This window comes from Pseudomonas auratipiscis (assembly GCF_036324085.1).
Lineage (GTDB): Bacteria > Pseudomonadota > Gammaproteobacteria > Pseudomonadales > Pseudomonadaceae > Aquipseudomonas > Aquipseudomonas auratipiscis.
This window is the reverse complement of record NZ_JAZDCU010000001.1, coordinates 230,760-255,851: the sequence shown is the minus strand read 5'-3', so window position 1 is coordinate 255,851 and position 25,092 is coordinate 230,760. Positions and strand designations below refer to the sequence as shown.

25 protein-coding genes are annotated in these 25,092 nt (G+C 61.4%); 2 read left to right on the top strand and 23 right to left on the bottom strand.

The genetic code is table 11. The features are described 5' to 3' along the window. Positions 1–29: 29 nt before the first annotated feature. From V0R60_RS01125 to V0R60_RS01100, 6 genes are all read right to left on the bottom strand, one after another. Positions 30–1,130 (bottom strand): NAD(P)H-dependent flavin oxidoreductase, encoded by a 1,101-nt coding sequence (locus V0R60_RS01125; protein WP_330078621.1) that lies wholly within the window; start codon positions 1,128–1,130, stop codon positions 30–32. Then, the gene (locus tag V0R60_RS01120) at positions 1,127–2,038 is read right to left on the bottom strand and encodes an enoyl-CoA hydratase (protein WP_330078745.1); all 912 of its coding nucleotides are present in this window, start codon (positions 2,036–2,038) and stop codon (positions 1,127–1,129) included. The genes V0R60_RS01125 and V0R60_RS01120 overlap by 4 nt, the downstream gene beginning before the upstream one ends. 16 nt (positions 2,039–2,054) lie before the next feature. After that, entirely contained in the window at positions 2,055–2,852 is a 798-nt protein-coding gene (locus V0R60_RS01115) for a CoA-transferase subunit beta (RefSeq protein ID WP_136476272.1), read from the bottom strand. 11 nt (positions 2,853–2,863) lie between these two features. Beyond that, positions 2,864–3,739, bottom strand: a complete 876-nt coding sequence (locus V0R60_RS01110; protein WP_330078622.1) for a CoA transferase subunit A — start codon at positions 3,737–3,739, stop codon at positions 2,864–2,866. Further along, positions 3,736–4,641 carry a VOC family protein gene (locus tag V0R60_RS01105; RefSeq protein ID WP_330078623.1) on the bottom strand — a complete coding sequence of 302 codons (906 nt, stop codon included), beginning with the start codon at positions 4,639–4,641 and terminating at the stop codon, positions 3,736–3,738. Before V0R60_RS01105 ends, V0R60_RS01110 begins: the two co-directional genes overlap by 4 nt. Positions 4,642–4,761: 120 nt before the next feature. Further along, positions 4,762–5,457, bottom strand: coding sequence for a TraX family protein (locus V0R60_RS01100; RefSeq protein WP_136476277.1), 696 nt, complete (start codon positions 5,455–5,457; stop codon positions 4,762–4,764). Between the two features lie 167 nt (positions 5,458–5,624). On the opposite strand from V0R60_RS01100, the gene V0R60_RS01095 reads away from it, so the two are divergent. After that, on the top strand, positions 5,625–6,410 hold the full coding sequence (locus V0R60_RS01095) for an enoyl-CoA hydratase (RefSeq protein WP_330078624.1): 786 nt from the start codon (positions 5,625–5,627) through the stop codon (positions 6,408–6,410). 55 nt (positions 6,411–6,465) lie between these two features. Here V0R60_RS01095 and V0R60_RS01090 read toward each other — a convergent pair whose 3' ends face one another. Further along, a complete protein-coding gene (locus V0R60_RS01090; protein WP_330078625.1) occupies positions 6,466–7,602 on the bottom strand; it encodes a CaiB/BaiF CoA transferase family protein in 1,137 nt (378 codons plus the stop codon). A gap of 243 nt (positions 7,603–7,845) precedes the next feature. Between V0R60_RS01090 and V0R60_RS01085 the strand changes: the two genes are divergently transcribed. Next, positions 7,846–9,822 carry an alkyl/aryl-sulfatase gene (locus tag V0R60_RS01085; protein ID WP_375547250.1) on the top strand — a complete coding sequence of 659 codons (1,977 nt, stop codon included), beginning with the start codon at positions 7,846–7,848 and terminating at the stop codon, positions 9,820–9,822. 70 nt (positions 9,823–9,892) lie between these two features. Here V0R60_RS01085 and V0R60_RS01080 read toward each other — a convergent pair whose 3' ends face one another. The 16 genes from V0R60_RS01080 to V0R60_RS01005 form a co-directional block, all read right to left on the bottom strand. Further along, a complete protein-coding gene (locus V0R60_RS01080; RefSeq protein ID WP_136476285.1) occupies positions 9,893–11,221 on the bottom strand; it encodes an MFS transporter in 1,329 nt (442 codons plus the stop codon). Positions 11,222–11,295: 74 nt separating this feature from the next. Continuing rightward, positions 11,296–12,228, bottom strand: a complete 933-nt coding sequence (locus V0R60_RS01075) for an electron transfer flavoprotein subunit alpha/FixB family protein (protein ID WP_330078626.1) — start codon at positions 12,226–12,228, stop codon at positions 11,296–11,298. Then, complete coding sequence (locus V0R60_RS01070) at positions 12,228–12,977, bottom strand: electron transfer flavoprotein subunit beta/FixA family protein (RefSeq protein ID WP_330078627.1); 750 nt, start codon at positions 12,975–12,977, stop codon at positions 12,228–12,230. Before V0R60_RS01070 ends, V0R60_RS01075 begins: the two co-directional genes overlap by 1 nt. Positions 12,978–13,029: 52 nt before the next feature. Beyond that, positions 13,030–14,172 (bottom strand): acyl-CoA dehydrogenase family protein, encoded by a 1,143-nt coding sequence (locus tag V0R60_RS01065; RefSeq protein ID WP_330078628.1) that lies wholly within the window; start codon positions 14,170–14,172, stop codon positions 13,030–13,032. A 15-nt stretch (positions 14,173–14,187) separates the two neighbouring features. Continuing rightward, positions 14,188–15,384, bottom strand: coding sequence for an acyl-CoA dehydrogenase family protein (locus V0R60_RS01060; RefSeq protein ID WP_330078629.1), 1,197 nt, complete (start codon positions 15,382–15,384; stop codon positions 14,188–14,190). A 171-nt stretch (positions 15,385–15,555) separates the two neighbouring features. Beyond that, the gene (locus V0R60_RS01055) at positions 15,556–16,707 is read right to left on the bottom strand and encodes a thiolase (RefSeq protein WP_136476294.1); all 1,152 of its coding nucleotides are present in this window, start codon (positions 16,705–16,707) and stop codon (positions 15,556–15,558) included. After that, entirely contained in the window at positions 16,704–17,096 is a 393-nt protein-coding gene (locus V0R60_RS01050; protein WP_136476296.1) for a Zn-ribbon domain-containing OB-fold protein, read from the bottom strand. The genes V0R60_RS01055 and V0R60_RS01050 overlap by 4 nt, the downstream gene beginning before the upstream one ends. A 25-nt stretch (positions 17,097–17,121) precedes the next feature. Next, on the bottom strand, positions 17,122–17,589 hold the full coding sequence (locus tag V0R60_RS01045; protein WP_330078630.1) for a PaaI family thioesterase: 468 nt from the start codon (positions 17,587–17,589) through the stop codon (positions 17,122–17,124). Positions 17,590–17,608: 19 nt separating this feature from the next. Continuing rightward, the gene (locus V0R60_RS01040; RefSeq protein ID WP_330078631.1) at positions 17,609–18,577 is read right to left on the bottom strand and encodes an NAD(P)H-dependent flavin oxidoreductase; all 969 of its coding nucleotides are present in this window, start codon (positions 18,575–18,577) and stop codon (positions 17,609–17,611) included. Positions 18,578–18,631: 54 nt separating this feature from the next. Next, positions 18,632–20,044 carry a coniferyl aldehyde dehydrogenase gene (locus tag V0R60_RS01035; protein ID WP_330078632.1) on the bottom strand — a complete coding sequence of 471 codons (1,413 nt, stop codon included), beginning with the start codon at positions 20,042–20,044 and terminating at the stop codon, positions 18,632–18,634. Positions 20,045–20,073: 29 nt separating this feature from the next. Then, a complete protein-coding gene (locus V0R60_RS01030; RefSeq protein WP_330078633.1) occupies positions 20,074–20,874 on the bottom strand; it encodes an enoyl-CoA hydratase/isomerase family protein in 801 nt (266 codons plus the stop codon). A 25-nt stretch (positions 20,875–20,899) separates the two neighbouring features. Beyond that, on the bottom strand, positions 20,900–22,048 hold the full coding sequence (locus tag V0R60_RS01025; protein ID WP_330078634.1) for an acyl-CoA dehydrogenase family protein: 1,149 nt from the start codon (positions 22,046–22,048) through the stop codon (positions 20,900–20,902). A 78-nt stretch (positions 22,049–22,126) separates the two neighbouring features. Further along, complete coding sequence (locus V0R60_RS01020) at positions 22,127–22,960, bottom strand: SDR family NAD(P)-dependent oxidoreductase (protein ID WP_136476307.1); 834 nt, start codon at positions 22,958–22,960, stop codon at positions 22,127–22,129. 17 nt (positions 22,961–22,977) lie between these two features. Continuing rightward, complete coding sequence (locus tag V0R60_RS01015; RefSeq protein ID WP_330078635.1) at positions 22,978–23,394, bottom strand: MaoC family dehydratase; 417 nt, start codon at positions 23,392–23,394, stop codon at positions 22,978–22,980. Between the two features lie 10 nt (positions 23,395–23,404). Then, on the bottom strand, positions 23,405–23,848 hold the full coding sequence (locus tag V0R60_RS01010) for a MaoC family dehydratase N-terminal domain-containing protein (RefSeq protein ID WP_330078636.1): 444 nt from the start codon (positions 23,846–23,848) through the stop codon (positions 23,405–23,407). Positions 23,849–23,875: 27 nt separating this feature from the next. Further along, positions 23,876–25,060 (bottom strand): lipid-transfer protein, encoded by a 1,185-nt coding sequence (locus V0R60_RS01005; protein WP_330078637.1) that lies wholly within the window; start codon positions 25,058–25,060, stop codon positions 23,876–23,878. Between the last annotated feature and the right edge of the window lie 32 nt (positions 25,061–25,092).

The following is a 25,092-nucleotide window of genomic DNA, read 5'->3' as shown; positions in this document are numbered from 1 at the left end:
CAGCGGGCGTGTTCAGTACGCGTTGGTCTTCAACTTTCCTGCACCGGTGCAGGCTGACACTCGCGGTGGCGAGCGGTTAAGGCATCCAGGCAGCGCTCGGCCTGCTCGGCAATTTCCTCGATCACTTGCTGGCAACTTTTAAGCTCGGCAATCGCCGCAGCCACCTGGCCACTGGGCAAGATGCCCTCGTCCGGTACGCCATCGATCATTGAACGCTGCAGCAATACCGGCTGGTTGGCGGCCATGACCGTTTGCGACAGGGTGCCGGGGTCTTCCTTGAGAGCCTGACGCAGCACTGCGAACAAATGGCCGAGGCTCATGCCGGTCTGTTGTTTCCATTTCCACGCGCTGCGCAAGGCAATGCGCAGGCGCCCGAAGGCGCTGGCCTGCTCCAGGCGATTGATGAACGGGTTTTCGATCATGCGGTGGCGCATGCCGTCGACGGCGGTGCTCACCCGCACCAACTGCGGGTCGTTGACCTTGAGGTAATGCACCAGGGTGGCCGAAGGTGTCGGCGATTCACGGGTCATCAAGAAACGCGTGCCCATGGCGATGCCCGCAGCGCCGGCCGCCAGCGCGCCAGCCAAGCCGCGGCCGGTGGAATAGCCGCCGGCGGCAATCACCGGCACCGATACGGCGTCCAGTACCTGCGGCAACAGAATCGAACTGGGCACACCACCGGTATGCCCGCCGCCCTCACCGCCCTGAATGGTGATCATGTCGGCGCCCAGTTCCACCGCCTTGAGCGCATGCTTGAGGGCCCCGACCGTAGGAATGCACAACACCCCGGCGGCCTTGAAGCGGGCAATCGTCTGTTTGTCCGGCCCACGGCCATAACTGACCGCACGCAGGCGGTAGCGGATTGCGAGGTCAACGCACTGCCCGGCGTTTTCCTGGAACATGTGAAAGTTCAGGCCGAAGTTGCTGCCACCGGTGGCGGCAATCACCTTGTTGATCTCACCTTCCAGCGCGTCGGCGGCAATGGTTGCCCCGGCCAGAAAGCCGAAACCACCCGCCCGCGTCGTGGCTATCACCAGGTTGGCGTCGGCGACCCAGCCCATAGCTGTCTGCACAATGGGATAACGACAACCCAGAGCATCGGTCAGCGCTGTATTCATCCAGCGGCTCATGCCTGTTCACCACTGGCAGCGACTTTGTTGGCCTTGGCCATGGCCTTGGCATCGAAACCACCGAGCTTGTCGCCCGACAGCAACTCATTGTGCGCATGGGCAAAGTGGTGCCAGGCAAACGCAGCATCCATCGCTGTGCGCTTGCCCTGCAGGTCTTCAACATGGTTGATCGCCTGCTTGGTCAGGGCCAGGCCCATACGGGGCTGGCGCGCGATGATGGCCGCCAGCGCATAGGTTGCCTGCTCCAGCTCATCGCGCGGCAGCACCCGATTGACCATGCCCATCTGGTAGGCACGCTCGGCACTCATGCGGTCGCCGGTAAAGAGAAACTCCTTGGCGATACGCGGGTTCAGCTCGTAGGGGTGGGCAAAATACTCCACCCCCGGAATACCCATGCGCACCACCGGGTCCTGGAAAAACGCATCATCGCTGGCCACGATCAAGTCACAGACCCAGGCCAGCATCAGGCCGCCGGCCACGCATGCCCCCTGAACCATGGCAATGGTCGGTTTGGGCAACTCGCGCCAGCGCCGGCACATGCCCAGGTACACCTCCTGCTCCCGAGCATACAGTTGCTCTCCGCCCGGCTTGTTGGTGTGGTCCCACCACAAATGGGCACGCTCGAATGGCTTATTGATGTCTCGACCCGGAGTACCAATGTCATGGCCGGCAGAAAAGTGCTTGCCTGCCCCGCGCAGGACGATGACTTTAACCGCGTCATCGTCGACGGCCTGGCGCAACGCGGCATCCAGCGCATAGGTCATCTGCGAGTTCTGCGCGTTGTTGAAGCTAGCCCGGTTCATGGTCAGGGTGGCGATACCCTCTGCTGCGCTGTACAACACCGGTTCCTGCGTTTCGTACACCGCGAGATCTTCACGCTGGACGAACTCATTGTCTGGGCTGTTCATGCTCATGTCCCCTGCCTTACGCCTGGCGAATGCCGGCTGGGTTGCCCTTGATCGCCGCGCTGCGGTAATCGTGGGGATCAAGTCGGCGGATAATTGCCAACTGCTCGGGCGTCGGGTGCGCGGTTTCCTTGAGCGACGGTGACTTGAGCAGCGGGAAGCCGGTGCTTTCCTGCACCTGCTCGAAACTCACTCCGGGATGCAGGCTGCGCACCTGGACCGCACGCTCCGGGCCATCGAAGTCCATCACGCAGAGGTCGGTGATGATCAAGCGAATGTCCATCAGGTCGCGTCGCACCCCTTGTGGCCAACGGTCGGCCTTGAAGCCGACGCCGGAGACCATGTCCACTTCGCCGCTGACAAACACGCGAGGGTTATGGTTGGGCACGAAGAACGAGTTGATGTGGTTGATGCTGTTGCCAGGCAAGCCACGCACACCGAGCATGGCGGCCTTGGGCTTGTGGTAGTCACCCACGCAAGAGAGGTTGCTCTGGCCCCAGCGGTCGATTTGGGTTGGCCCGATCATGGCGTGGCGACGGCCACCCCAGACACACTCGAAGACGCGCTCGAAGTTCAACGAACCGCAATATTTAGGCACGTAATCGCCACGCGGGCCCAATGGAATCGGCTCTTCCACCAGATAGGCCTCGCTGTCGGTCATCAACAATTGCGGGCTGTGGCTGAGCTTGGCCAGGCTCGCTCCCAGACGCGGGATAACCCCCAGGCCCGAGGCGATCAGCTCGCCGTTGCCGCGCCAGGCTTCGCTGGCTGCGACGATCATCAGTTCAGCGAGGGTAAACTCACAGGTAGTCGACATTTTCATCCTCCTCAGAACACTGGCAGGGCCAGGGAGCCCATGCGTTCGGCACCGCCGTTTTTATCCTGGTAAGCCAGTTCGCCGGCCACCACGTACGCTTCGACATAGGCTTGCCAGCCGCCCTCCTCACCCGCACTGGCGGCGTAATGCTTGAGGTGGCTGCGGTCCCAGCCGTATTCGGGTTGGCACGCCGTAGGATGAGCGCCGAACGGTGCATGGATAACACCGCTGACCAGGTATCGCTCAAAGGTGTTGAAGCGGGCCTGCTCGGCCGTCAGCTCCAGGCGCTCGTGCAGTTGTTCGCAGGACACGAAGCACTGCTGGGCTGCGCGGGCGAACAGATGGTCGAAGTACGGATCCGGGCCGGTCACCAGGGTGTTGCCCAGACGGTCGGCTACGTTGACATGGACAAACGCCACATCGAGATTCAACGCCGGCATGGCCAGCAGCACTTCACCATCGTCATAGGGCGACGCAATGGTTTTCAACGCCGGATTGAGCCGCGTCACATCGGTGGCCAGGCCACAGCGGGTGGGCAGAAACGGCAGGCGCATGGCCGCCGCCCGCAGGCCCCACTGGAACATGCCTTCATCCACCTCCAGCAGTTCCAGGCCACCGGCTTCGCGCGCCTTGCGGTAGTAGGGTTCCAGCGGGATGGCATCGAGGGTGGCAAAACCGAACACCAGCTTCTTGACCTTACCCGCGGCGCACAACATGCCCACTTCCGGGCCGCCATAGGCGACAACGGTAAGGTCCTTGACTGGCGACCGCAGAATCTCGCGGACCACTGCCATCGGCTTGCGCCGCGGTCCCCAACCGCCAAAACCGATGGTCATGCCATCGCGCAGTTGCGCAACCGCATCGGCCGCTGTCATTTGCTTGTTCATTGCTCATCTCCTTGTTGTTGGCCGACTGAAAAGTCATGCCCCCACAGGCTTACGCGGGTAAATTCGAAGGCCGAGTGTTCAGCCCAGTCCACTTGCAGGCCGCCGTAGCCGAACTCCAGGTCGAAGCCGGACGGGGTCTTCATGTAAAACGAGGTCATCAGGTCATTGAGGTGCTGACCGAGGGTCGCCGACAGCGGCACCTTGTGAGCCAGGCGGCGGTCGTGGGCGCGGCCCACTTCGGTCATCGAGTCGACTTCCACCATCACGTGCACGCAGCCTGAAGGCGCGGCAAACTCAGCCAGCGCCAGAGAGTGATGACGGCTGTTACGGCAATGCAGGAAATGAATGCGGATGGGCGGTGCCAGTGGATCGGGACGAAAGTTGAAGATGTCCGAGAGTTCGAAACCGAGCACGTCCTTGGCAAACGCCAGGGTGGCGTCAAAGTCCGGGGCCGGCAGCACGGTATGGCCCAGGCCCATATCCCCGGTAACAAAGCGCGGCACGCCTTGCGGGGAGACAAACACCTGGCAATCGGAACGGTGTCCCCAGCTCAGTTCATGGCGATTGCCGGAGGGATCGAGCACACTCACCAGCGCTTGCACGCCCCGCTGCTCGATCTCGGCAGCGCTGCCCACCTGCCAGCGCACACCCTTGTGCTCCAGCACCTGCAGCGCCGCGTTGAAGGCACCTTCACTGGGCAACTCCCAACCCGAGGCCAGGTAGCCGGCTTGGCTGCCTTCGACGATGAGCATGCGAAACGGCCGCTGGTCCATCTTCACGTACAGCCCGCCACCGGGCGCGGGTACTACCATCATGCCCAGCACGTCTTCGGCGTAACGTTGCCACTGGCCGAGGTTTTCGATTTGAGCGACGAAGTAGCTCAGCCCGCGGATATCCATCATGCCCTGCTCCTCAATGAATGGACCTGTGTTGGTCTTCATTGTGATGAGGGCGAGCACCGGGCTCATCGTCCGTTGAGACTAAGCCGTTGATCTGTTGGGCAAACGGCGTGGAGGGCGTGTCTAGCGGGCCAAGAACTTGATAAGCAGCAGGTGCAGCGGGTAAAACCAGTAGCCCCAGCGGCCTACACGCCAGATAGCCCTGCCGTAATGACGGTGCAATACAGCCAGGCCAACCGGCGCCGACAACACCGCAACCGCCAACGCCATGAGGGTGATCGGCTCAGCCGGATGGCTACGCAGCCAGGCGTTGGTCAGGTTCGCCGCCGCTGCGATAAACCCGGGAAAAATCCAGGTTCCGCGCCCGCCGTGCAGCGCCAACAGGAACGCCGACGGCAATACCACCCCCGGCCAGCCGTACATCAGCACATCACTGACCAGCAAAGACAGCGGCAGTACCGCCGCGGCCAGCCAGCGCTGGTGCTGAACGCCCCATGCCAGCAGCAACCCCAGGGTCAACGTCGGCATGATACTGAACGTTCCGGTACTCACATCCAGTGATCGATAAGGCCACTCCGAGAGCACAGAGAAGGCCAGCATCCAGCCCAGATAACGGCCATTGGCAGCGCTGAACAACTGCCCTGGACGCGAGCGTGCCACATTCACCGCAATGGCCAGGCAAAATAGAGGAAACGCCAGGCGGCCGATGACGAACAGCCAATCAGCGGTCGGCCAGATAAAACGCAGGTGATCGGCGACCATCGTGACCATCGCCAGCCACTTGAGCAGATCGAGGCCTGCCGAACGCGGGCTATTCATGGACATCCTTGAATCAATGCAGGAACCAGCTCACAGCCTAAACGAAAAGACCGGCAAACGGCGCAGCGCGCAGTTGCCAATAGCTGAGCTTCGTCTGAACGGACGATGCACTTCAGCGGGTGCTTGATGACACTGGCGGCCAAAGACTTGCGCCCACGAGGATGCCAATGGACGACTCCACCCTACCACCGGTTCTGCTTGAACATCCCCTGCCCGGCGTGGCGTTATTGCGCCTGAACCGGCCCCAGGCTACCAATGCCCTGAGCCTTGAGTTGCAAGCACTGCTCTCCAGGTACTTCACCGAGCTGGCGCAAGACCCGCAGATTCGCTGCATTCTGCTGACTGGTGGCGATAAGGTCTTCGCTGCCGGTGGCGACATCAACAGCTTGGCGGGCGTGGGCCCTATCGACATCTACAAACGCCATACCGAGCGGCTCTGGGCGCCGATCCAGCATTGCCCAAAACCGGTGATTGCGGCGGTATGCGGCTATGCCTATGGCGGCGGCTGCGAGCTGGCGATGCACGCTGACCTGATCGTTGCCGGACGCAGTGCGCGCTTCTGCCAGCCGGAAATTCGCATTGGCATCATGCCAGGCATCGGTGGTACCCAGCGCCTGGTACGGGCGGTGGGCAAGGTCAAGGCCATGCGCATGGCCCTGACCGGACAACCGATCAGCGCCGAAGAAGCCTGGGTAGCGGGCCTGGTCAGCGACCTGGTGGACGACGACCAGGTACAAGCCAAAGCCCTGGAGCTGGCCGCAGTCATCGCCGCCATGCCAGCACTGGCTGCCGAACAGATCAAAGAAGTGATCCTCGCTGGCATGGATGCACCGCTGGAGGCTGGATTGGCCCTTGAACGCAAGGCCAACGCCCTGCTGTTCGCCTCGCGCGACCAGAAGGAAGGCATGCAAGCCTTCATCGAAAAGCGCCCGGCGCGATTCGACGGTCATTGAACAGCCTGGGATAACGCACGCCCAGGCCAAGGCCGCACCGCCTAGCGCAAAACGATTAGATAATGCGCTGCGCTTTCAACGCCTCGATCCGCTCGATCTCGATGCCCCAGTCGGCCAGGATAGCTTCACTGTCCGCCCCGCTCGGCCGTGGGGCGGTCGGGGTTGTAGGTACGCTGCGACTGAAGCGCGGTGCAGGCGCCGGCTGCAACACCCCATCCACGCGAATAAAGGTTTCGCGCTCGATATTGTGCGGATGCTCTGCTGCCTCGTCCCAATCCAGTACCGGAGCAAAACAGGCATCAGTACCTTCGAGCAATGCACACCACTGCTGCCGCGTCTGCGTCATGAACAACTCGCTCATGCGCTCCTTGAGCGGTGCCCAAGCTGACTTGTCCCGCTGAGTATGGAACGCCGGGTCGGTGATGTTGCACAGCTTGAGCAACAAAGAATAGAACTGCGGTTCGATGGCTCCAATGGCGATGAACTTGCCATCGGCACAACGATACGTGTCGTAGAAGTGTGCGCCGCCATCGAGCAGGTTGTCGCCCCGCTCATTGTTCCAGGCCCCCGCGGCCTTGAACCCGTACATCATCGCCGAGAGCAACGCGGTGCCATCGGTCATGGCCGCATCGACCACCTGGCCTTTGCCCGAACTGCGCGCCTCGGTAAGCGCGCAGAGCACGCCATAGCCCAACAGCATGCCGCCGCCACCAAAGTCACCCACGTAATTCAACGGCACCACCGGCTTTTCGCCTGCACGGCCAATGGCATGCAAGGCGCCGGCAATCGCAATGTAGTTGATATCGTGGCCCGCCGCGTGCGCCAGAGGCCCGAACTGGCCCCAGCCGGTCATGCGTCCGTAGACCAGCCGCGGGTTACGCGCCAGGCACACATCCGGTCCCAGGCCCATTCGCTCCATCACGCCAGGTCGAAAGCCCTCGATGAGGATATCGGCCTTGGCGATCAATTCCAGGACGGTGTCGGTGGCACCCTCTGCACGCATGTCGATGGCCAGCGAACGACGACCGCGATTGAGCACCTGCACACGGCTGTTGTCGGTGGCCTCGGCCTTTACCGGCTTTTCGATACGAATCACCTCGGCACCCATGTCCGCCAACATCATCGCGCAAAAGGGCGCCGGCCCAAGCCCTGCCATCTCTACGACTTTCAACCCTGCCAACGGTCCTGACATTGCGCTACACCTTTGTGGTTGTTTGATGACATCAAGCCTAGTGCCTGCGCCTGCCGCGACAATCGTTCGAACGAACCAAAGCCACCCCTGCAGCCGCCACACCGATAGTGCGCAAACGAAGCGTATGGTTCGTTCGATCTACTGCCATTGCCCACCCCGTCCTTTAGTGTGCAGTTTCCAAGACCTGCAACGTCAAGGTGGGTGAACACACCCGTTACGCATAACAATAACCAAGGTGGATTCATGAAACACGTCTTCAAACCCCTGCTGCTGGCTGCAACAATCGCTGCCATCAACAGCCCGATGCTGTACGCAGCCGAGCCTGCCCTCAACCAACCTGCCTCAAGCCAGACGATCAGCAGCAACAAGGCGGTTCTGAGCCAGTTGCCGTTTACCGATCGCGCTGACTACGAGTCTGTCAGTCGCGGTTTGATCGCAACATTCAACGGTCAGATCAAACGCGCCGACGGTAAGGTGGTTTGGGACACCACTGCGTATCAATTCCTCAACAAAGACCAGGTGCCCGACAGTGTCAACCCGAGCCTGTGGCGCCTGGGCCAGTTGAACAGCCATGCCGGCTTGTTCCAGGTTTCCGAGCGCATTTACCAGTTGCGCGGGATGGACGTATCGAACATGACCGTGATCGAAGGCGATCAGGGCCTGATCATCATCGACCCGCTGACTGTTTCCGAAACGGCTCGCACCGCACTGGACCTGTACTATCAGCACCGTCCGAAAAAGCCGGTGGTTGCGGTAATCTACAGCCACACGCATGCCGATCACTTCGGCGGCGTCAAAGGCATTGTCGACGACGCCGACGTGCAGTCGGGCAAGGTGAAAATCTACGCGCCGAGTGGTTTCATGGAACATGTGGTCAGCGAGAATATCTTCGCCGGTACCGCCATGAGCCGCCGCGCCTTGTACCAGTTCGGCAGCCTGCTGCCGCGCGGTGAAAAGGGCCAGGTCGATGCCGGCATGGGCAAATCGACCCCCGTGGGTGGCACGATCACCCTGATCGCACCGACCGTATCGATCAAGGACCCTTACGAAACTCACCGTATCGACGGCGTCGATGTCGAGTTCCAGCTGACCCCCGGCACCGAAGCACCTTCTGAGATGAACATGTACCTGCCGCAACTGCGCGCGTTGTGCATGTCTGAAAACACCACGCAAATGATGCACAACATCCTCACCCCGCGTGGTGCCCTGGTGCGCGATGCCAAGGCTTGGGCGCAGTACATCGATGCCAGCCTCGAGCGCTACGGCGACAAGACCGACGTCATGTTCGTTTCGCACAACTGGCCGACCTGGACCGGTGAACGCGTGCGCACCCTGCTCGCTGACCAGCGTGACATGTATGCGTTTCTCAACGACCGCACCTTGCACCTGCTCAACCAGGGCCTGACCCCCGCGGAAATTGCCGCGGACATGCAGAAACTGCCGGGCGACCTGGAGAATAAGTGGTACACCCGGGGCTACTACGGCTCCCTGAGCCACAACTCGCGGGCGGTGTACCAGCGTTACCTCGGCTACTACGACGGCAACCCGGCAAACCTTAACCCACTGCCACCCGAGCAAGCCGCCGAACATTTCGTCAAGGCTTTGGGAGGCCTGGCGCCGGCCATGGAGAAAATGAAGGAAGCACTGGCCAACGCCGAGTATCGCTGGGCTGTGCAACTGGGCAACAACCTGGTGTTCTTCGCTCCCGACAACCAAGAGGCGCGCGAGCTTCAGGCCCGGGCCATGGAGCAATTGGGTTATCAGAGCGAGAACGCGCTGTGGCGTAACATGTACCTGACCGGGGCCATGGAGCTGCGTCACGGTGTGCCGCAGTACCAGGGCGTCAGCAGCTCCCCGGACATGATCCAGGCCATGTCACCGTCGATGTTCTTCGATTACCTGGCCGTGCGCCTGGATTCGCAGAAGGCCCAGGGTCACGACATGACCTTGAACTGGGTGTTCAGCGACCTCGACCAGCCGTTTGCATTGACCTTGCGCAATGGCGTGCTGACGCACCGCTCGGGCAATCACAACCCGCAGGCTGCGGTCACCGTGACAATGGATAAGGCCACGCTGGATAAAATCAGCCTGCGCCAACTGGACTTCCCAACGGCCATCAAGCAAGGCGATATCCACATCCAGGGTGACAGCAAGAAGCTCGGCGAACTGCTGGGCATGCTCGATACCTTCACCCCTACGTTCAATATCGTCACACCTTAAGAAATTTTCGCGGGGCTTGGCGCCCCGCGATTCCTTTTCCCCATTGCGGGGAGAGCCCGCGCCTAGCGGTTCAGAGTTTGGCGCGTTCGGTCAGTTGCCGCGCAGGTATTGCCAGCAGCAACACCAGCACACCCACAATCAGTACACCACCAATCAGATCGAAGGCCAGGTACAAATCCCCGGTCGCTGACTTGATCGCACCAACGGCAATCTGGCTGACAACGCCCGCCAGGCCACCAATGCAACTGATCACCGCAATTCCGACCGGAGCCGCTGCAGGCGTAAGCAGTGCTGGGGGAATGGTCCAGAACAACGACAGCGAAGTCAGTGACGCTGCTGCGCCGACACTCATCAGCACCACCGAGGCAACCAGATTGCCTTGTGCCGGCCCCAGCAAAAAGAAACAACTGGCACCGACCATTACCGTCACCGCCACATGCCAGCGCCGCTCAAGGCGCTTGTCGGAGCTGCGCGCCAGTAGGTACATGCCCACCAGGGCCAGCAGGTAGGGAATGCTCGCGAGCATGCCAATGGTCTTGAGATTCTCCACGCCGAAGCCGCGGATCAGCGTGGGCATCCAGTACGAAACGGTATTCGAGCCGCTGTACAGGCAAAAGAACACCAATCCGGCAATGTACACCCGCGGGTTGCGCAGTACCTGGGCAAGGCTGGCATGGGCACTACCGGCGACCTGTCCCTGGGCCAGGGCGTTGGCCAACAGGTGCTTCTCGCGGGTGCTCAGCCACGGCGCGTCGGCCGGTTTGTCGACCAGCCAGAACCAGCCAAACAACCCCAGCAACATCGCCGGCACCCCCTCGAACACAAACAGCACCTGCCAGTCTCGCAAGCCCATGAAGCCGCCGAAATGACTCATGATATAGCCCGCCAGCGGCCCGCTGACGATTCCGGCGATCATCGCTGCCATTAGAAACACTGCGGTGATGCGCGCTCGCAACGCTGCAGGGAACCAGAAGGTCAGGTAAAGGATGACGCCCGGGAAGAACCCGGCCTCGGCAACCCCGAGCAGAAACCGTGCGGCAATCAACTGTCCCGGCGTGGTGACAAAGGCCGTTGCCACGGTCACCGCCCCCCACAGCACCATGATTCGAGTCAGCGTGGCTCGCGCGCCAATGCGCTGCAGATACATGTTGCTTGGCACTTCGAAGAGGATGTAGCCGAGGTAGAAAATCCCTGCACCAATGCCGTAGGCAGCATCGGTAAGGGCAATGTCTTCGGCCATGCGCAGCTTGGCGAAGGACACGTTCAAGCGATCGATGGTGTTGATGGCATAGGCCAGGAACAGGTACGGCAGCAGGCGCAGAATTACTTTGCGGTACACCGCGCGGGTTTGCTGCTCATCCTGCTCGGCCGCAGCCGGCAGTACGACGGCGTCATTCATGGAGCACTCCTTGGCTGACAGTTGCGCAGGCCGCCGACGTTGCACACGCCAGCGGCCAGGGACAGGAAGGTCGATTAGAGAGAGGCTTGCAGCTCAGGCACCGCCTCGAACAGGTCAGCCACCAGGCCGTAATCGGCAACCTGGAAGATCGGTGCGTCTTCATCCTTGTTGATCGCCACGATTACCTTGGAGTCTTTCATCCCTGCCAGGTGCTGAATCGCACCCGAAATGCCGACGGCAATGTACAACTGTGGCGCAACGATTTTGCCGGTCTGCCCGACCTGCATGTCGTTGGCGACAAAACCGGCGTCAACCGCCGCACGCGAAGCGCCCACCCCTGCGCCAAGCTTGTCGGCCAGGCTGTACAGGTGCTTGAAGTTGTCACCGTTCTGCATGCCGCGACCGCCAGACACGACGATCTTCGCCGAGGTCAACTCCGGCCGATCAGAGCTGGCCAAGGCCTCGCCCACAAAGCTTGAAATCTGCTCACACGCCACACTGGCCACCGGCTGCACGCGAGCGTGCCCGGCAGCCGAGCACGCCGCACTGGCAAACGCCGTACCGCGCACAGTAATGACCTTGATCGGCGCACTCGATTGTACCGTGGCAATGGCGTTACCCGCGTAGATCGGTCGCTTGAAGGTGTCAGCCGAGACCACCGCGGTAATCTCGGAAATCTGATCGACATCGAGCAGCGCCGCAACCCGCGGCAGAAGATTCTTGCCATTGGCGGTGGCCGGTGCCAGCACATGGCTGTAGCCCGAGGCCAGCTCAACGATCAGTGGCGCCAGGTTTTCCGCCAACTGATGCGCATACGCTGAATCGTTGGCGACCAGCACCGTGCTGACACCGTCGATGCTCTGCGCCGCGCTGACAGCGCCGTCGATATCGGCACCGGCCACCAGCACATGTACCTCAGCCCCCATCTGCTGCGCGGCCGTGACCGTGTTCAAGGTGGAGACGGCAAGTTCAGCGTGGCTGTGTTCTGCAATAACCAGGATTGTCATCAGATTACTTTCGCCTCGTTCTTCAGTTTCTCGACCAACTCCGCCACCGACTTGACCTTGATCCCGGCACTGCGGGTAGCCGGTGCTTCTACTTTCAAGGTGCTGACTGTCGATGCCGTGCTGACGCCGAGTGCTTGCGGGGTGACAGTTTCCAGCGGCTTCTTCTTGGCCTTCATGATATTGGGCAGCGACGCATAGCGCGGCTCGTTCAGGCGCAGGTCGGTGGTGACGATTGCAGGCAGGCTCAGCGCAACCGTCTGCAAGCCGCCGTCGACTTCACGGGTGACATCGATCTTGTCGCCAGCGACTTCGACCTTGGAGGCGAACGTGCCTTGGGCATAACCGCTCAACGCAGCGAGCATCTGCCCGGTCTGGTTGTTGTCGCTGTCGATGGCTTGCTTGCCAAGAATCACCAGTTGCGGTTGCTCTTTGTCGGCCACAGCCTTGAGCAGCTTGGCCACGGCCAGGGAACCCAGTTCATCGGCCGATTCCACCAGCACGGCGCGATCAGCACCCAGGGCCAATGCCGTGCGCAGTTGCTCCTGCGCGGCGCCAGGGCCTACACAGACCACCACGACCTCACTGGCCACACCCTGCTCTTTCAGGCGTACAGCCTCCTCGACGGCGATTTCGCAGAAGGGGTTGAGGGCCATTTTTACGTTGCTCAGGTCAACGCCGCTGTTATCCGCCTTGACGCGGACCTTGACGTTGAAATCGACTACGCGTTTGACGGCTACGAGGACTTTCATCGCAGAACTCCAAAATGCCGGGCCCGCAGGCCCGGGAAACAAGACGTCAGGCTCAGGCGACCTGCAGTAGCCGGGCGTATGCCTGCAGATGATGATCGTCGTCACCGAACTGGTGGCTGATCATCACTAAGTGCTTGGCATGGTGCGACAGCACATATTCCTGAGTCAGACCGATACCGCCGTGCAGTTGGATCGCCTGTTCGCAGATGAAACGGCCAGCACGGGTTACCACATACTTGGCGGCAGCCAGGGTTCGGCTGCGTTCATCGCTATCGGCTTGATCGGCCGCGCAGGCGGCCAGCATCGCCATGGAGGTGGCCTGGTCCAGTTCCGAGCGCATGTCGACCATGCGGTGTTGCAGGACCTGGAAGCTGCCGATTGGCTGACCGAACTGCTTGCGTGTCTTGAGGTAGTCCAGGGTCAGGCTGCAGGCTTCTTCCATGCTGCCCACCGCTTGTGCACACTGCGCGGCAATAGCGCGGCCCTGTTGGTAACGCAGTGCACTGTACGCCTTGCCGGGCTGGCCAAGCACCTTGTCGTTGGCCACGAAGACGCCATCAAACAGCAACTCGCAGGCTGTCACACCATCGATAGTCGGGTACACACGGCGGGTCACGCCCGCCGCTGTTGGATCGACCAGGAACAGACTGATGCCGTCTTCGTCGCGGGCACCTGCGGCCGAACGCGCCGACACCACAATCAGCCCCGCCGTCTGCCCACCGATCACTACCGCCTTTTTCCCAGACAACGTCCACCCCCCATCCACCGCTTGGGCACGGGTCTGTACATCGTTGAGGTGGTAGTGACTCTGCGGCTCTTCGAAAGCCACTGCCAATTGCAATTGGGCACTGGCAACCTGGGTCAGCAGTTGGTCTTTCTGCTCGTCGCTGCCCAGTTGCTCAAGTAGACCGCCGGCAAAGATCACCGAGTGCAGATACGGCTCCAGGCACAACCCACGGCCGAGCTCGTTCATCACCAGCATGGTGTCGACACCGCCGCCGCCAAAGCCGCCGAACGCTTCTGCAAACGGTACGGCTGTCAGCCCCAGCTCGCCCAGTTGCGCCCAGAACGGGCGGCTGAAACCCGCTTCGCTGCGGCGAAAGCTTTCGCGCTGCTCAAAGCCATAACCCTCGCGAACCAGACGGGCCACGGTGTCTTGCAGCATTTGCTGCTCTTCAGTCAATTTGAAATCCATGATCGGAGCAACCCCTTACAGTTCGAGAATCATTTTCGAGACGATGTTCTTCTGAATCTCGTTGGAGCCGCCATAGATCGAGAGCTTGCGCATGATGAAATACTGGCTGGCCAACGTCGCGCTGTAGTCGGTATGCAACAGCTCACCGGCATAGCTTTGCTCCAGTTCCTCTTCCAGGAACGGCAGCGCATAGGGGCCAATGACTTTGCGCAACAGGTGGGTGATGGCCTGGCGAATTTCGGTGCCCTTGACCTTGAGCAGCGAGCTTTGCGCGCCGGTTTCGCCCCCTTCCTGGCTGGCAGCAAGAATGCGCAGGTTGCTCATCTCGGTGGCCTTCAACTGAATCTCTACCTCGGCGATCTGGGCGCGAAGCAAAGGGTTGTCCAGCAGTGGCTTGCCGTCACACAGTTGCTCCTGGGCAATCGCCTTGAGCTGGGCAATCAACGCCTTGGAGAAGCCGACCCCGGCAAGACCGGTGCGCTCGTGGGTGAGCAGGTATTTGGCGCAGGTCCACCCCTGGTTCTCTTCACCTACAAGGTTCGCCACCGGCACCCGCACGTTGTCGAAGAACACTTCGTTGACTTCGTGCTCGCCATCGAGAGTGACAATCGGGCGTACGGTAATGCCTGGCGTATTCATGTCGATCAGCAGAAAGGAAATGCCGCGCTGCGCCTTGGCCTCAGGGTCGGTGCGCACCAGGCAGAAAATCCAGTCGGCGTGTTGGGCCAGCGTGGTCCAGGTTTTCTGGCCGTTGACCACATAGTGATCGCCGTCACGCACGGCTCGGGTTTTCAGCGATGCCAGGTCGGAGCCTGAACCGGGTTCCGAATAGCCCTGCGCCCACCAGTCGGTGCCATCGAGAATTCGCGGCAGGTAGTGAGCCTTCTGCTCCGGGGTGCCGAACTTGATGATCACCGGCCCGACCATGACCACACCGAACGGCAACACGCGCGGCGCACCGAACTGGGCGCACTCTTCATCGAAGATGTGCTTCTGGATCACGCTCCAGCCCGTACCCCCCAGCTCTACCGGCCAGCCGTTGGCGTACCAGCCACGCGCGTTGAGGGTGCTCATCCAGCCGCAAATATCGGCCTTGGACTGGCGTTTGCCGAGCTTGACCTTGGCTGCCAGGCTAGCCGGCAGCTTTTCACGCAGAAAGCTTCTTACCTCCTCACGGAAGGCAAGTTCATCGGGTGTGAAATGGATGTCCATCGAGACTCCTCGAGCAGTCGAGACGCACAGCCAGACCCTCGGCGTCGAGGGTCGCCTGCGCGTGGTTTCTTGTTGTTATGCGAACCTGTGGTGAGTATTGAATGACTCACCTGTCGAGGCTCTAGATCGTTCGGACCAATTTGCGTCCGTACTTCCTTTGCGGTGACGCGCTCAGAGCGCGTTTTCGCTCCCCAGGAACGCGGTTACCTGGCTCGACAACGTGCCACCGTTGCCATGCAGCAAAGCGATGTCGGCTTTTTTCAGTTGCCGCGCCCCTGCCTCGCCACGGATCTGACGTACCGCCTCGATGATCATGAACAGGCCGTACATGCCGGGGTGAACGCAGGAAAGGCCGCCACCGTTGGTGTTTACCGCCAGACCGCCGCCTGGCGCGATATGCCCACCCTGAACGAAGCGCCCGCCCTCACCCTTCGGGCAAAAGCCGAGGTCTTCAAGAAACAGGATGGTGTTGATAGTGAACGCATCGTAGAGCATCACCAGATCGATATCGGCGTGACTCACACCGGCCATTTCCATCGCCCGTGGCCCGCTCTCGGAGGCTGCCGTTACGGTGAGGTCGGGCATTGCCACGACCGAACGGTGCCACTGCGCGCCGGCGGCGCCGAGAAAGTAGGCCGGCTTGCGCTGCAAGTCACGGGCGCGATCGGCACGCACCAGCACACAGGCGGCGCCGCCATCGGTAACCAGGCAGCAGTCGGCGGACGACAACGGATCGCTGACCATACGACTGGCCATGACATCATCCAGGCTCAACGGACCACGGGCGAAGGCTTCGGGATTAAGGTTGGCCCACTGGCGTGCCGACACCGCGACTTCGCCGAGCATCTCCCGGGTAGTGCCGTACTGATGCATATGGCGGCTGGCCGCCAGGCTGTATGAGGTGATCGGGTGGCGCGGTTTGTAGAACGCCTCGTGCCATTGCGGTTCGCTCATCGAAACCAGGCGACCGCCGGCAGTGCGCTGGTTGGAGCCGTAGCAGACCAATGCGGCGTTACACAGGCCGGCTTCCAGCGCCAGGGTCGCTTGTAACAGATGCATCTCGAAGCTGGAACCACCGATGTTGGTGCCATCTACATAGGATGGCTTGATCCCCAGGTACTCGGCCACCGATAGCGTCGGAAAGGCATGGGAGCTGGTGGCGGCAAAAATACCGTCGATATCCTGCAACTGCAGGCCAGCATCGGCGATGGCCTGCAGCGACGCCTGGCCGAGCAACTCCATGGCACTGAAACCCTTGGCCTCGCCGACCCCGGCGGTACCGATGCCGACAATGGCAGTCTTGCCACGAATAGCCTGGTTCATGCCGCGACCTCCTCAATCACATCAAAGACCACCATAGCGACGCCCTCCTCCTCGATGATCCGTGCCTTAACGCGGCTGCCGATCGGCGCCGTTTCACGGCCTTCGATGCGCGACATCATCCGCGGGCCTTCGTCGAGATCGATCAGTGCCACGTTGTGGCTGCCGTTGCGTGCACGGTTGACGGTGATGGCGTAGAGCGTGCCGGTACCCTTGGCTTGCTCCCATACCAGGTCGGTTTCACCGGTGCCTGGAATCAGCACCCGCGGATAGAACACATAGCGGCCGCTGGACAGGCTGCGCTGCAGCATGAAACGGCCCTGGGCAAGAAATTCCAGGTACTGCTCCTGCGGGCCAAGCGTGGCCGCAGCCGTGGCTAAGACGTCACTCATGCGTTGCTCCAATGAGATGAATCATTTATTGGTTGTCAGGTTTGCTGGTCGGTGCGCCTGCGGCCGCGACGAAGATCGCGTTGCCCTTGGCAATTAGGCGCTCGCCGTCCTTGAGCACACAGCTGGCATTGGCAAGACGTGCACCGATCTTCTGGATCTCGACCGTGGACTCGACCCATGAGCCGGGGTATGCCGGGCTGAGGTACTCGACGTTCAGGCAGACCGTTACCGGCGGCACTTCGGTTTGCGTCGTCAACTTGATCGCCATGCCAAACGAGGTATCGATCAAGGTCGCAAGCATGCCGCCATGAGCAAAGCCCAATGGATTCAAATGACTTTGGGCAATCCGGGCGCCCATGCTGCGGCGCTGGCGATTGACATAAATGGCCCCAATCGAAGGGACAAAACCGCTGCCCTGCATGGGCTCGAAGCCTTCGGGTACATCAGTGCCCGGCACGGGGGCATGACCGGGATGAAGTGCTGGGGTATGCATGTTCGCTCCTCCTACAGGCTCAACCCATCAAGTTCCGGGCACGGTGCAGACTGTCGCGACACTCGCGAACCATGCGCTCGATCAGCTCGGCGCAGGTCGGTACATCGTCGATCAAGCCAACGCATTGGCCGGCGGTGATGATCCCGTCCTCGTGCTGCCCGGATTCCAGCGCCGCACGCCCACGGGCACCGGCCACCAGGTGGCGGATGTCCTCGAACTGCGCGTTGCCACGTCTCTCGATGCTCACCACCTCCTCGGAAATCGGGTTGCGCAACACCCGAGCGGTATTGTGCAAGGTGCGGAAAATCAGACGCGTATCGCGCTCACTGGCCGCCACCAACGCCTGCTTGATGTGGTCATGGATCGGCGCTTCACGGGTAGCGCAAAAACGCGTGCCCATGTTCACCCCTTCCGCGCCCAGGGTCAGTGCCGCGGCCATGCCGACACCATCGGCAATCCCACCCGAAGCAATCACCGGCACGCTCAGTTGACGGGCCGCCAGCGGGATCAGCACCAAACCAGGAATATCATCTTCGCCAGGGTGCCCGGCACACTCGAAACCATCGATGGACACCGCATCGACGCCCAGGCGCTGCACGGTCAGGGCATGGCGCACCGCCACGCACTTGTGGATCACCGTGAGCCCGGCCGCTTTGGCGCGGGTGATGATTTCGCCCGGGTTGTTGCCGGCCGTTTCCAAGACCTTGACGCCGCTGTCGATAATTGCCTGCAGGTAGAGCGCGTAAGGCGGCGGGTTGATCGACGGCAGCAAGGTCAGGTTCACCCCGAACGGCTTGTCGGTCATTTGTCGGCAGCGGGCGATCTCTGCCGATAGCGCCTCAGGGGTAGGCTGGGTCAGCGCAGTCAGTATTCCCAGGCCCCCGGCATTGGACACGGCGGCTGCCATTTCAGCGCGGCCGACCCACATCATGCCGCCCTGAATGATCGGGTAGCGAATCCCCAGTAACTCGGTAATACGGGTTTTCATAAGCGTCTCTCGTCTCGGTGCGCGCTACCAGGCTGGCGCGTCAGCCACAGGTGCTCAGCGGGTAATCAGCGAACTCACGATCTGGCGAACCTGTTCAACGTAAGGTGGGCGCATCAGGTCCGGGCCGTCGGCGGCGCGCAGCACGGCCTTGGCATGGCTGAAGGTGCGAAAGCCATCACGGCCGTGGTAGGCCCCCATGCCACTGGGGCCGACACCGCCAAACGGCAGGCTCTCGACGCCGACGTGGCGGATCACATCGTTCAAGGTCACACCACCACTGGTGGTACGGCTGAGCACCAGCTGTTCTTCGGCTTCATCGCTGCCGAAGTAGTAAAGGCCCAGTGGCCGGGGGTGGGCGTTGATGTAGGCGACCACCTCGGCGATGGTCTTGTAGGGTTTGATCGGCAACAGCGGGCCGAAAATCTCATCCTGCATCACCAGCAAATCGTCGCTGGGGTTGTTCAGCAAGGTCGGTACCAGCTTGTGGTGGTCTTGTTGGCTGAAGTCTTCGTTTGCCGGGTTGAGCTCGATCAACTCGACGCCCGCCGCTTGCGCCTGGCTCAGGTAGCCCTGCAAACGCTGGAAATGCCGGGCATTGATCAGCGAGGTGTAGTCAGGGTTATCCAGCAACCGCGGGAAAAAGGTCGCCACGACTTTTTTTGCCGCAGCGATAAAGTCCTGCAGCGACTCCTCTGGCACGAACACATAGTCCGGCGCCAGGCAGATTTGCCCGGCGTTATGCAGCTTGCCGGTGATGATCTTGGTCACGGCGGCATCGAAGTCCGCTGAACGCGAGATGATCGTCGGCGATTTTCCACCTAGTTCCAAGGTGACCGGCACCAGGTTTTCGGCTGCGGCGCGCATCACGTGCTTGCCGATGCTGGTCGCGCCGGTAAACAGCAAGTGGTCGAATGGCTGGGCGCAGAATGCCTGACCCACTTCTGGCCCGCCGGTAATCACTGCCACTTCACTTTCACTGAATACCGAAGCGATCATCCGTGCCATCAGTGCCGAGGTCTGTGGGGTGAACTCAGACGGTTTGATCATCACCCGGTTGCCCGCCGCCAAGGCGCCAGCCAGGCCGCCAAAGGCCAGGTTGACCGGGAAGTTCCACGGGCTGAGGATGCCGATCACGCCCAGCGGCTGGTACTGCACCCACGCCTCGCCACGCTCGGTGGGGCGAGATTCGGGCTTCATCCACTCGCTGAGCTGGGCCTTGGTCTGCTTGAGGGTCATCAGCGGCGAAAGCACTTCGGTAACGCGGCTGAAGTCTTTGCTGCGCTGGCCAAAATCGGCACACACTGCCTCGACGATGTCGTCCTGATAGTCCACCAGCAGGCCGATGGCGCGGTCGATCAGCTCGATGCGCTGGGCAGCGCTCAGGGGGTCGCGCTCCAGCAGGCTGGCGCGCTGTTTGTCGAGGATCGAACGAATGGCAAGCGGACTCGTGTTATCAATGCTGCTCATGGCACACCTCCTGTGGTGATGACAGTCGTTTATTTGCTGCTGGGCCGTGCCAGCGGCCACTGGTACAGCGGCGGCTGCTTGCTGGCAAAGCGCGCCGTGGCTTGCTGCAAGTAACTGGAACTCATGGCCACCGCCTGGCTGCTGGCTTCAGCGTCCAGTTGGGTCGCCAGATCGGTTTCGAACGAACGGGCCAGCAGGCGTTTGGTCATGCCAAAGGCGCAGCCCGACATGTTCGCCATGCCCCGCGCCAGCTCTTCGGCGCGGCTGAGCAATAGCTCGGCAGGCTGTACTTCCAGGGCGATACCCAGCGCCAAGGCCTGCTCGGCGTTGATTTCGGCCGCCGAGTAGATCAGTTGCTTGGCTTTCTGCAGCCCGACGATGCGCGGCAGAAAATAGGAAGCGCCAAGGTCCGGCGCCAACCCGACGCGGGCAAACGCCATGCAGAACCGCGCCCGCTGCGAAGCGATGACAAAATCTGCCGCCAGTACCAGGCTGAAACCGGCGCCGAAGGCGACGCCATCGACGGCGGCAATAACCGGGCGGTCAAAGTCGGCCAGGGCACTGAGCAAACGATTGTTTTCGACCATACGCGTGCGCACCGCGTCCGCCTCGACCGCGCCTTGCATGCTGCCCAGGTCGCCGCCAGAGCAGAAATCACCTCCGGCACCGGTCAACAGCAATGCCTTGACCGTGCTGTCGCGGCGCAAACTCGCAAGCGCTTCGAGCATCTCGGCGAACATCTGCGCCGTCAGCGCGTTCTTGCGCTCGGGGCGGGTCAACACCAGCGTTGCCAAACCGCGGTCAACGCCCACTTCAATGGTTGTGCTCATACCTGTACCCTCGCCACGCTCGCACCTACAAGGTGCGAGCGACCAGCTCTTTCATGATTTCGTTGGAACCGCCAAAGATCTTGCCAACGCGTGCGTTGACGTACAGGCGCGCGATCGGGTACTCGGTCATATAGCCGTAGCCACCGTGCAGTTGCAGGCACTCATCGATCACGTTGCAGTTCTGCTGGGTGCACCACCACTTGGCCATGGCAGCGGTTTCAGGGTCGAGCTCGCCCTTGAGCACCTTGGCCATGCAGTCGTCGACAAAGCTGCGCGCCACGGTGGCGATGGTCTTGCACTCGGCCAGCTTGAAACGGGTGTTCTGCAGGTCCAGCAGCGATTGACCGAAAACTTTGCGCTGGCGCACGTATTCAGAGGTTTCTTCAACGGCGCGCTCCATGGTGCTGATCGCGCCCAGGGCGATGATCATGCGCTCCTGCGGCAGTTGCTGCATGAGCTGGATAAAGCCCTTGCCCTCCTCCGTTCCCAGCAGGTTGGAGCACGGCACGCGGACGTCATCGAAGAACAGCTCGGTGGTGTCCTGGCCTTTCTGGCCAATTTTTTCCAGGATCCGGCCACGGCGAAAGCCCTTTAGATCCTTGGTTTCGACGACGATGATCGAAACACCCTTGGCGCCTTTTTCTGGGTCGGTCTTGGTCACCACCAGAATCAGGTCGGCGTGGTAGCCGTTGGTGATAAACGTCTTGGAGCCGTTGATGACATAGCTGTCGCCATCACGCACGGCGCGGCATTTGATGCTCTTGAGGTCGGAGCCTGCACCCGGCTCGGACATGGCGATGGCTGCAACCATTTCGCCGCGGGCCATTTTCGGCAGCCAGTTGAGCTTTTGCTCTTCGCTGGCATAGCGCAGCAGGTAGTGCGCGACAATACCGCTGTGTACGTTGGTGCCAAGGCTGGTGCTGATTGCACGGCTTTGTTCCAGGGTGACAATAGCGTCATGGGCGAAGGTGCCACCGCCGCCACCATATTCCTCCGGGATGCTCGGCAACAGCATGCCGAACTCACCGGCCTTGAGCCAGATTTCACGATCGACGTGCTGCTGCTTGGCCCAGCGCTCTTCGTGCGGGGTCAGCTCATTGGCTATAAATCGACGGATCGAATCCTGGAAGATCACCAGGTCATCAGTGATCCAGGGAGAGGTTTGGGCACTCATGAAAGCTCCTCGGCAAGACGGTCAAGCAACAGGAAGGGAGTGAGCTACCACGCCGATGCATGGCAGCTCGCAGGTCACTTATGGACGCCCGCCGCCCACGACCAGTACCTGGCCAGACACATAGTTGGATTCCGGAATGCAGAACAGGTACACCGAGCCCGCGGCTTCCTGCGGCGTACCGGCACGGCCCATCGGAATCATCGACTCGATGTTCTTCATCAGTTGCGGGTTGACCCCGACCTTGATCTGCTTGCCATCGATATCCAGGGTGGAGGTGTTGTTTTCACCCGCGGTGGCTTCGGTCAGGCGGGTCTTGATCAGGCCGAAGGCGACGCTGTTGACGCAAACCTTGTAGCGGCCCCATTCCTTGGCCAGGGCCTTGGTCAGGCCGTTAATGGCAGATTTGGCCGCGGAATAATTGGCCTGGCCAGCGTTGCCCATCACACCCGACACCGAGGAAATGTTGACCACTTTGCGGAACACTTCCTGGCCCGCTTCGGCTTCCTGCTTGGCGCTTTCACGGAAATAGTCACTGGCAGCACGCAGGATGCGAAACGGTGCGCTGACGTGCACATCCATGATCGCGTCCCACTGTTCATCGGTCATTTTCTGGATGACGTTGTCCCAGGTGTAACCGGCATTGTTGACGATGATGTCCAGGCGGCCGAAGGATTGCAGTGCAGTTTTGACGAAGCGGTCGCCAAAGTCCTTGTCGGTCACGCTGCCAACGCAGGCCACTGCCTTGCCACCGGCGGCGATGATTTCTGCCACCACTTCTTCGGCAGGTGCCGCGTCAAGGTCGTTGACGACGATGGCGGCACCGTCCGCCGCCAGCTTCAGGGCGATCTCGCGACCGATACCACGGCCAGAACCCGATACGATTGCCACTTGGTCTTGAAGTTTGTTGCTCATGTTTTTCTCCTTGTTGTTCAAGCGCCCAGGGCCACGATGGCTTCGCCGGACAATTTGATTTCGCCTGCCTGGTTGCGGGTGGTGACTTCAAGGCGGACCGTGCCCGTGGCCTCGTCCTTCTCCACGACGGTGCCCGAGCAGGTCACGGCATCACCCAGTTGGGTAATGGCGACAAAACGCACCGAAAACTGTTGAATCGATTGCTGCGGCACCCAGGCGGTCAACAGCCGTCCGAGGTAAGCCATCGACAACATGCCGTGGGCAAACACATCGGGCATGCCGGCCTTGCGGGCAAAGTCGAGGTCAACGTGAATCGGGTTGTGGTCACCCGACGCGCCGCAATACAGGGCCAGGGCCAGGCGGCTGATCGGCTCGCTGGTGAACGACGGCAACTGGCTACCTGCCTGCACGTCGACAAATTTGACTGGCTGCATCAGTTGCTCCTTATCCATTGCGCACCACCAGGCTGTTACGCAGTTCTGCGACCAGTTCACCGCTCTGGCGGGTTACGCGGGTTTCACGCACGACAAATTCCAGGGCGCCGCCCTTCTTGTCGTAGATGTCGACGATCCGCGACTCGAAATGCAGGCAATCACCGGCATATGCCATCTGGTGGTACTTGAAGCTCTGTTCGCCGTGCAGCACTTTGCCGATGTCGATGTTCAGCAGGTCCATGGTGGCGCGCGGGTTCGGCGCCTCCATGTCCAGGCAGAACAGGAACGTCGGCGGTACCGGCAGGTTCGGGTAACCGGCGTCTTGCGCCGCGGCCGGGTCGGTGTAACGCGCATCGCGCTGTCCGGTGGCCTTGGCGAAGAAGCGCAGGCGACCGGCTTCAACGTTTACGCTGTGGCTCGAGACCACGGCGCCGATATGGCTTTTATCGATCATGCAGATATCTCCGGTTCGGGGCGCGGGTCACTGACGCTGGTAGAGGGTGACGACGCAGGCGCCACCGAGGCCCAGGTTGTGTTGCAGGGCCAGACGCGCACCCTCTACCTGACGCGCTTCGGCGGCGCCGCGCAGTTGCCAGGTGAGCTCGGCGCATTGCGCAAGGCCGGTGGCGCCCAGCGGGTGACCTTTGGAGAGCAGGCCACCGGACGGGTTGGTGACCACGCGCCCGCCGTAGGTGTTGTCACCCTCGAGAATGAACTTCTCGGCGGTGCCTTCCGGGGTCAGGCCCAGGCCTTCGTAGGTGATCAGCTCGTTGGCGGTGAAGCAGTCATGCAACTCGACGACGTTGATGTCGGTCGGTGCCACGCCCGCCTGCTCGTATACGCTCAGCGCGGCGCTGCGGGTCATGTCGTAACCCACAACCTTGCGCATGTCGGCTTCATCGAAGCTGCTGTTGCGATCGGTGCTCATGGCCTGTGCGGCAATCACCACGCGGGTGTCCAGGCCGTGCTTTCTGGCGAAGGCTTCAGAGCAGAGGATCGCGGCCGCAGCGCCACAGGTCGGTGGACAGCACTGTAGGCGCGTCATCGGCTCGAACACCGTCGGCGAGGCCATGATTTCTTCCAGGCTCACCGGATTGCGGAACACCGCAAATGGGTTGTTGGCGGCGTGGTTACGCGCCTTCACCGAGATGCGCCCGAATATTTCCGCGCTGATGCCGTACTCACGCATGTAGGCACGCCCGGCGCCACCGAAGAACTGTGCGGCACGCGGCGCCTCGGGTTCAAAACCCTGGATCTCAGTCATGACATTGGCGAAACGTTCCATCGGACCTGGACGATCGGTCCAGGCTCCTTTCAGCGCGCCCGGCACCATCTGCTCGAAGCCCAGGGCGATAGCACACTCGACCGCGCCGCTTTCTATCGCCTGGCGTGCCAGGAACAGGGCTGTAGAGCCGGTGGCGCAGTTGTTGTTGACGTTGATGACCGGAATACCCGTCAGCCCAACGCCATAGATGGCCGCCTGGCCCGAGGTCGAATCACCGAACACGTAACCGACATAGGCTTGTTGCACCAGGGCGTAGTCGATACCGGCATCGGCCAGTGCCTTCTTTGCCGCATTGGCCCCCATGACCGGATACGTGTCGCTTTGGCCCGGCTTGGTGAACGGGATCATGCCGACGCCGGCAACCACAACTTTATTGCTCATGTTTTACTCCATCAGGGTCAAAGGTTGGCCGG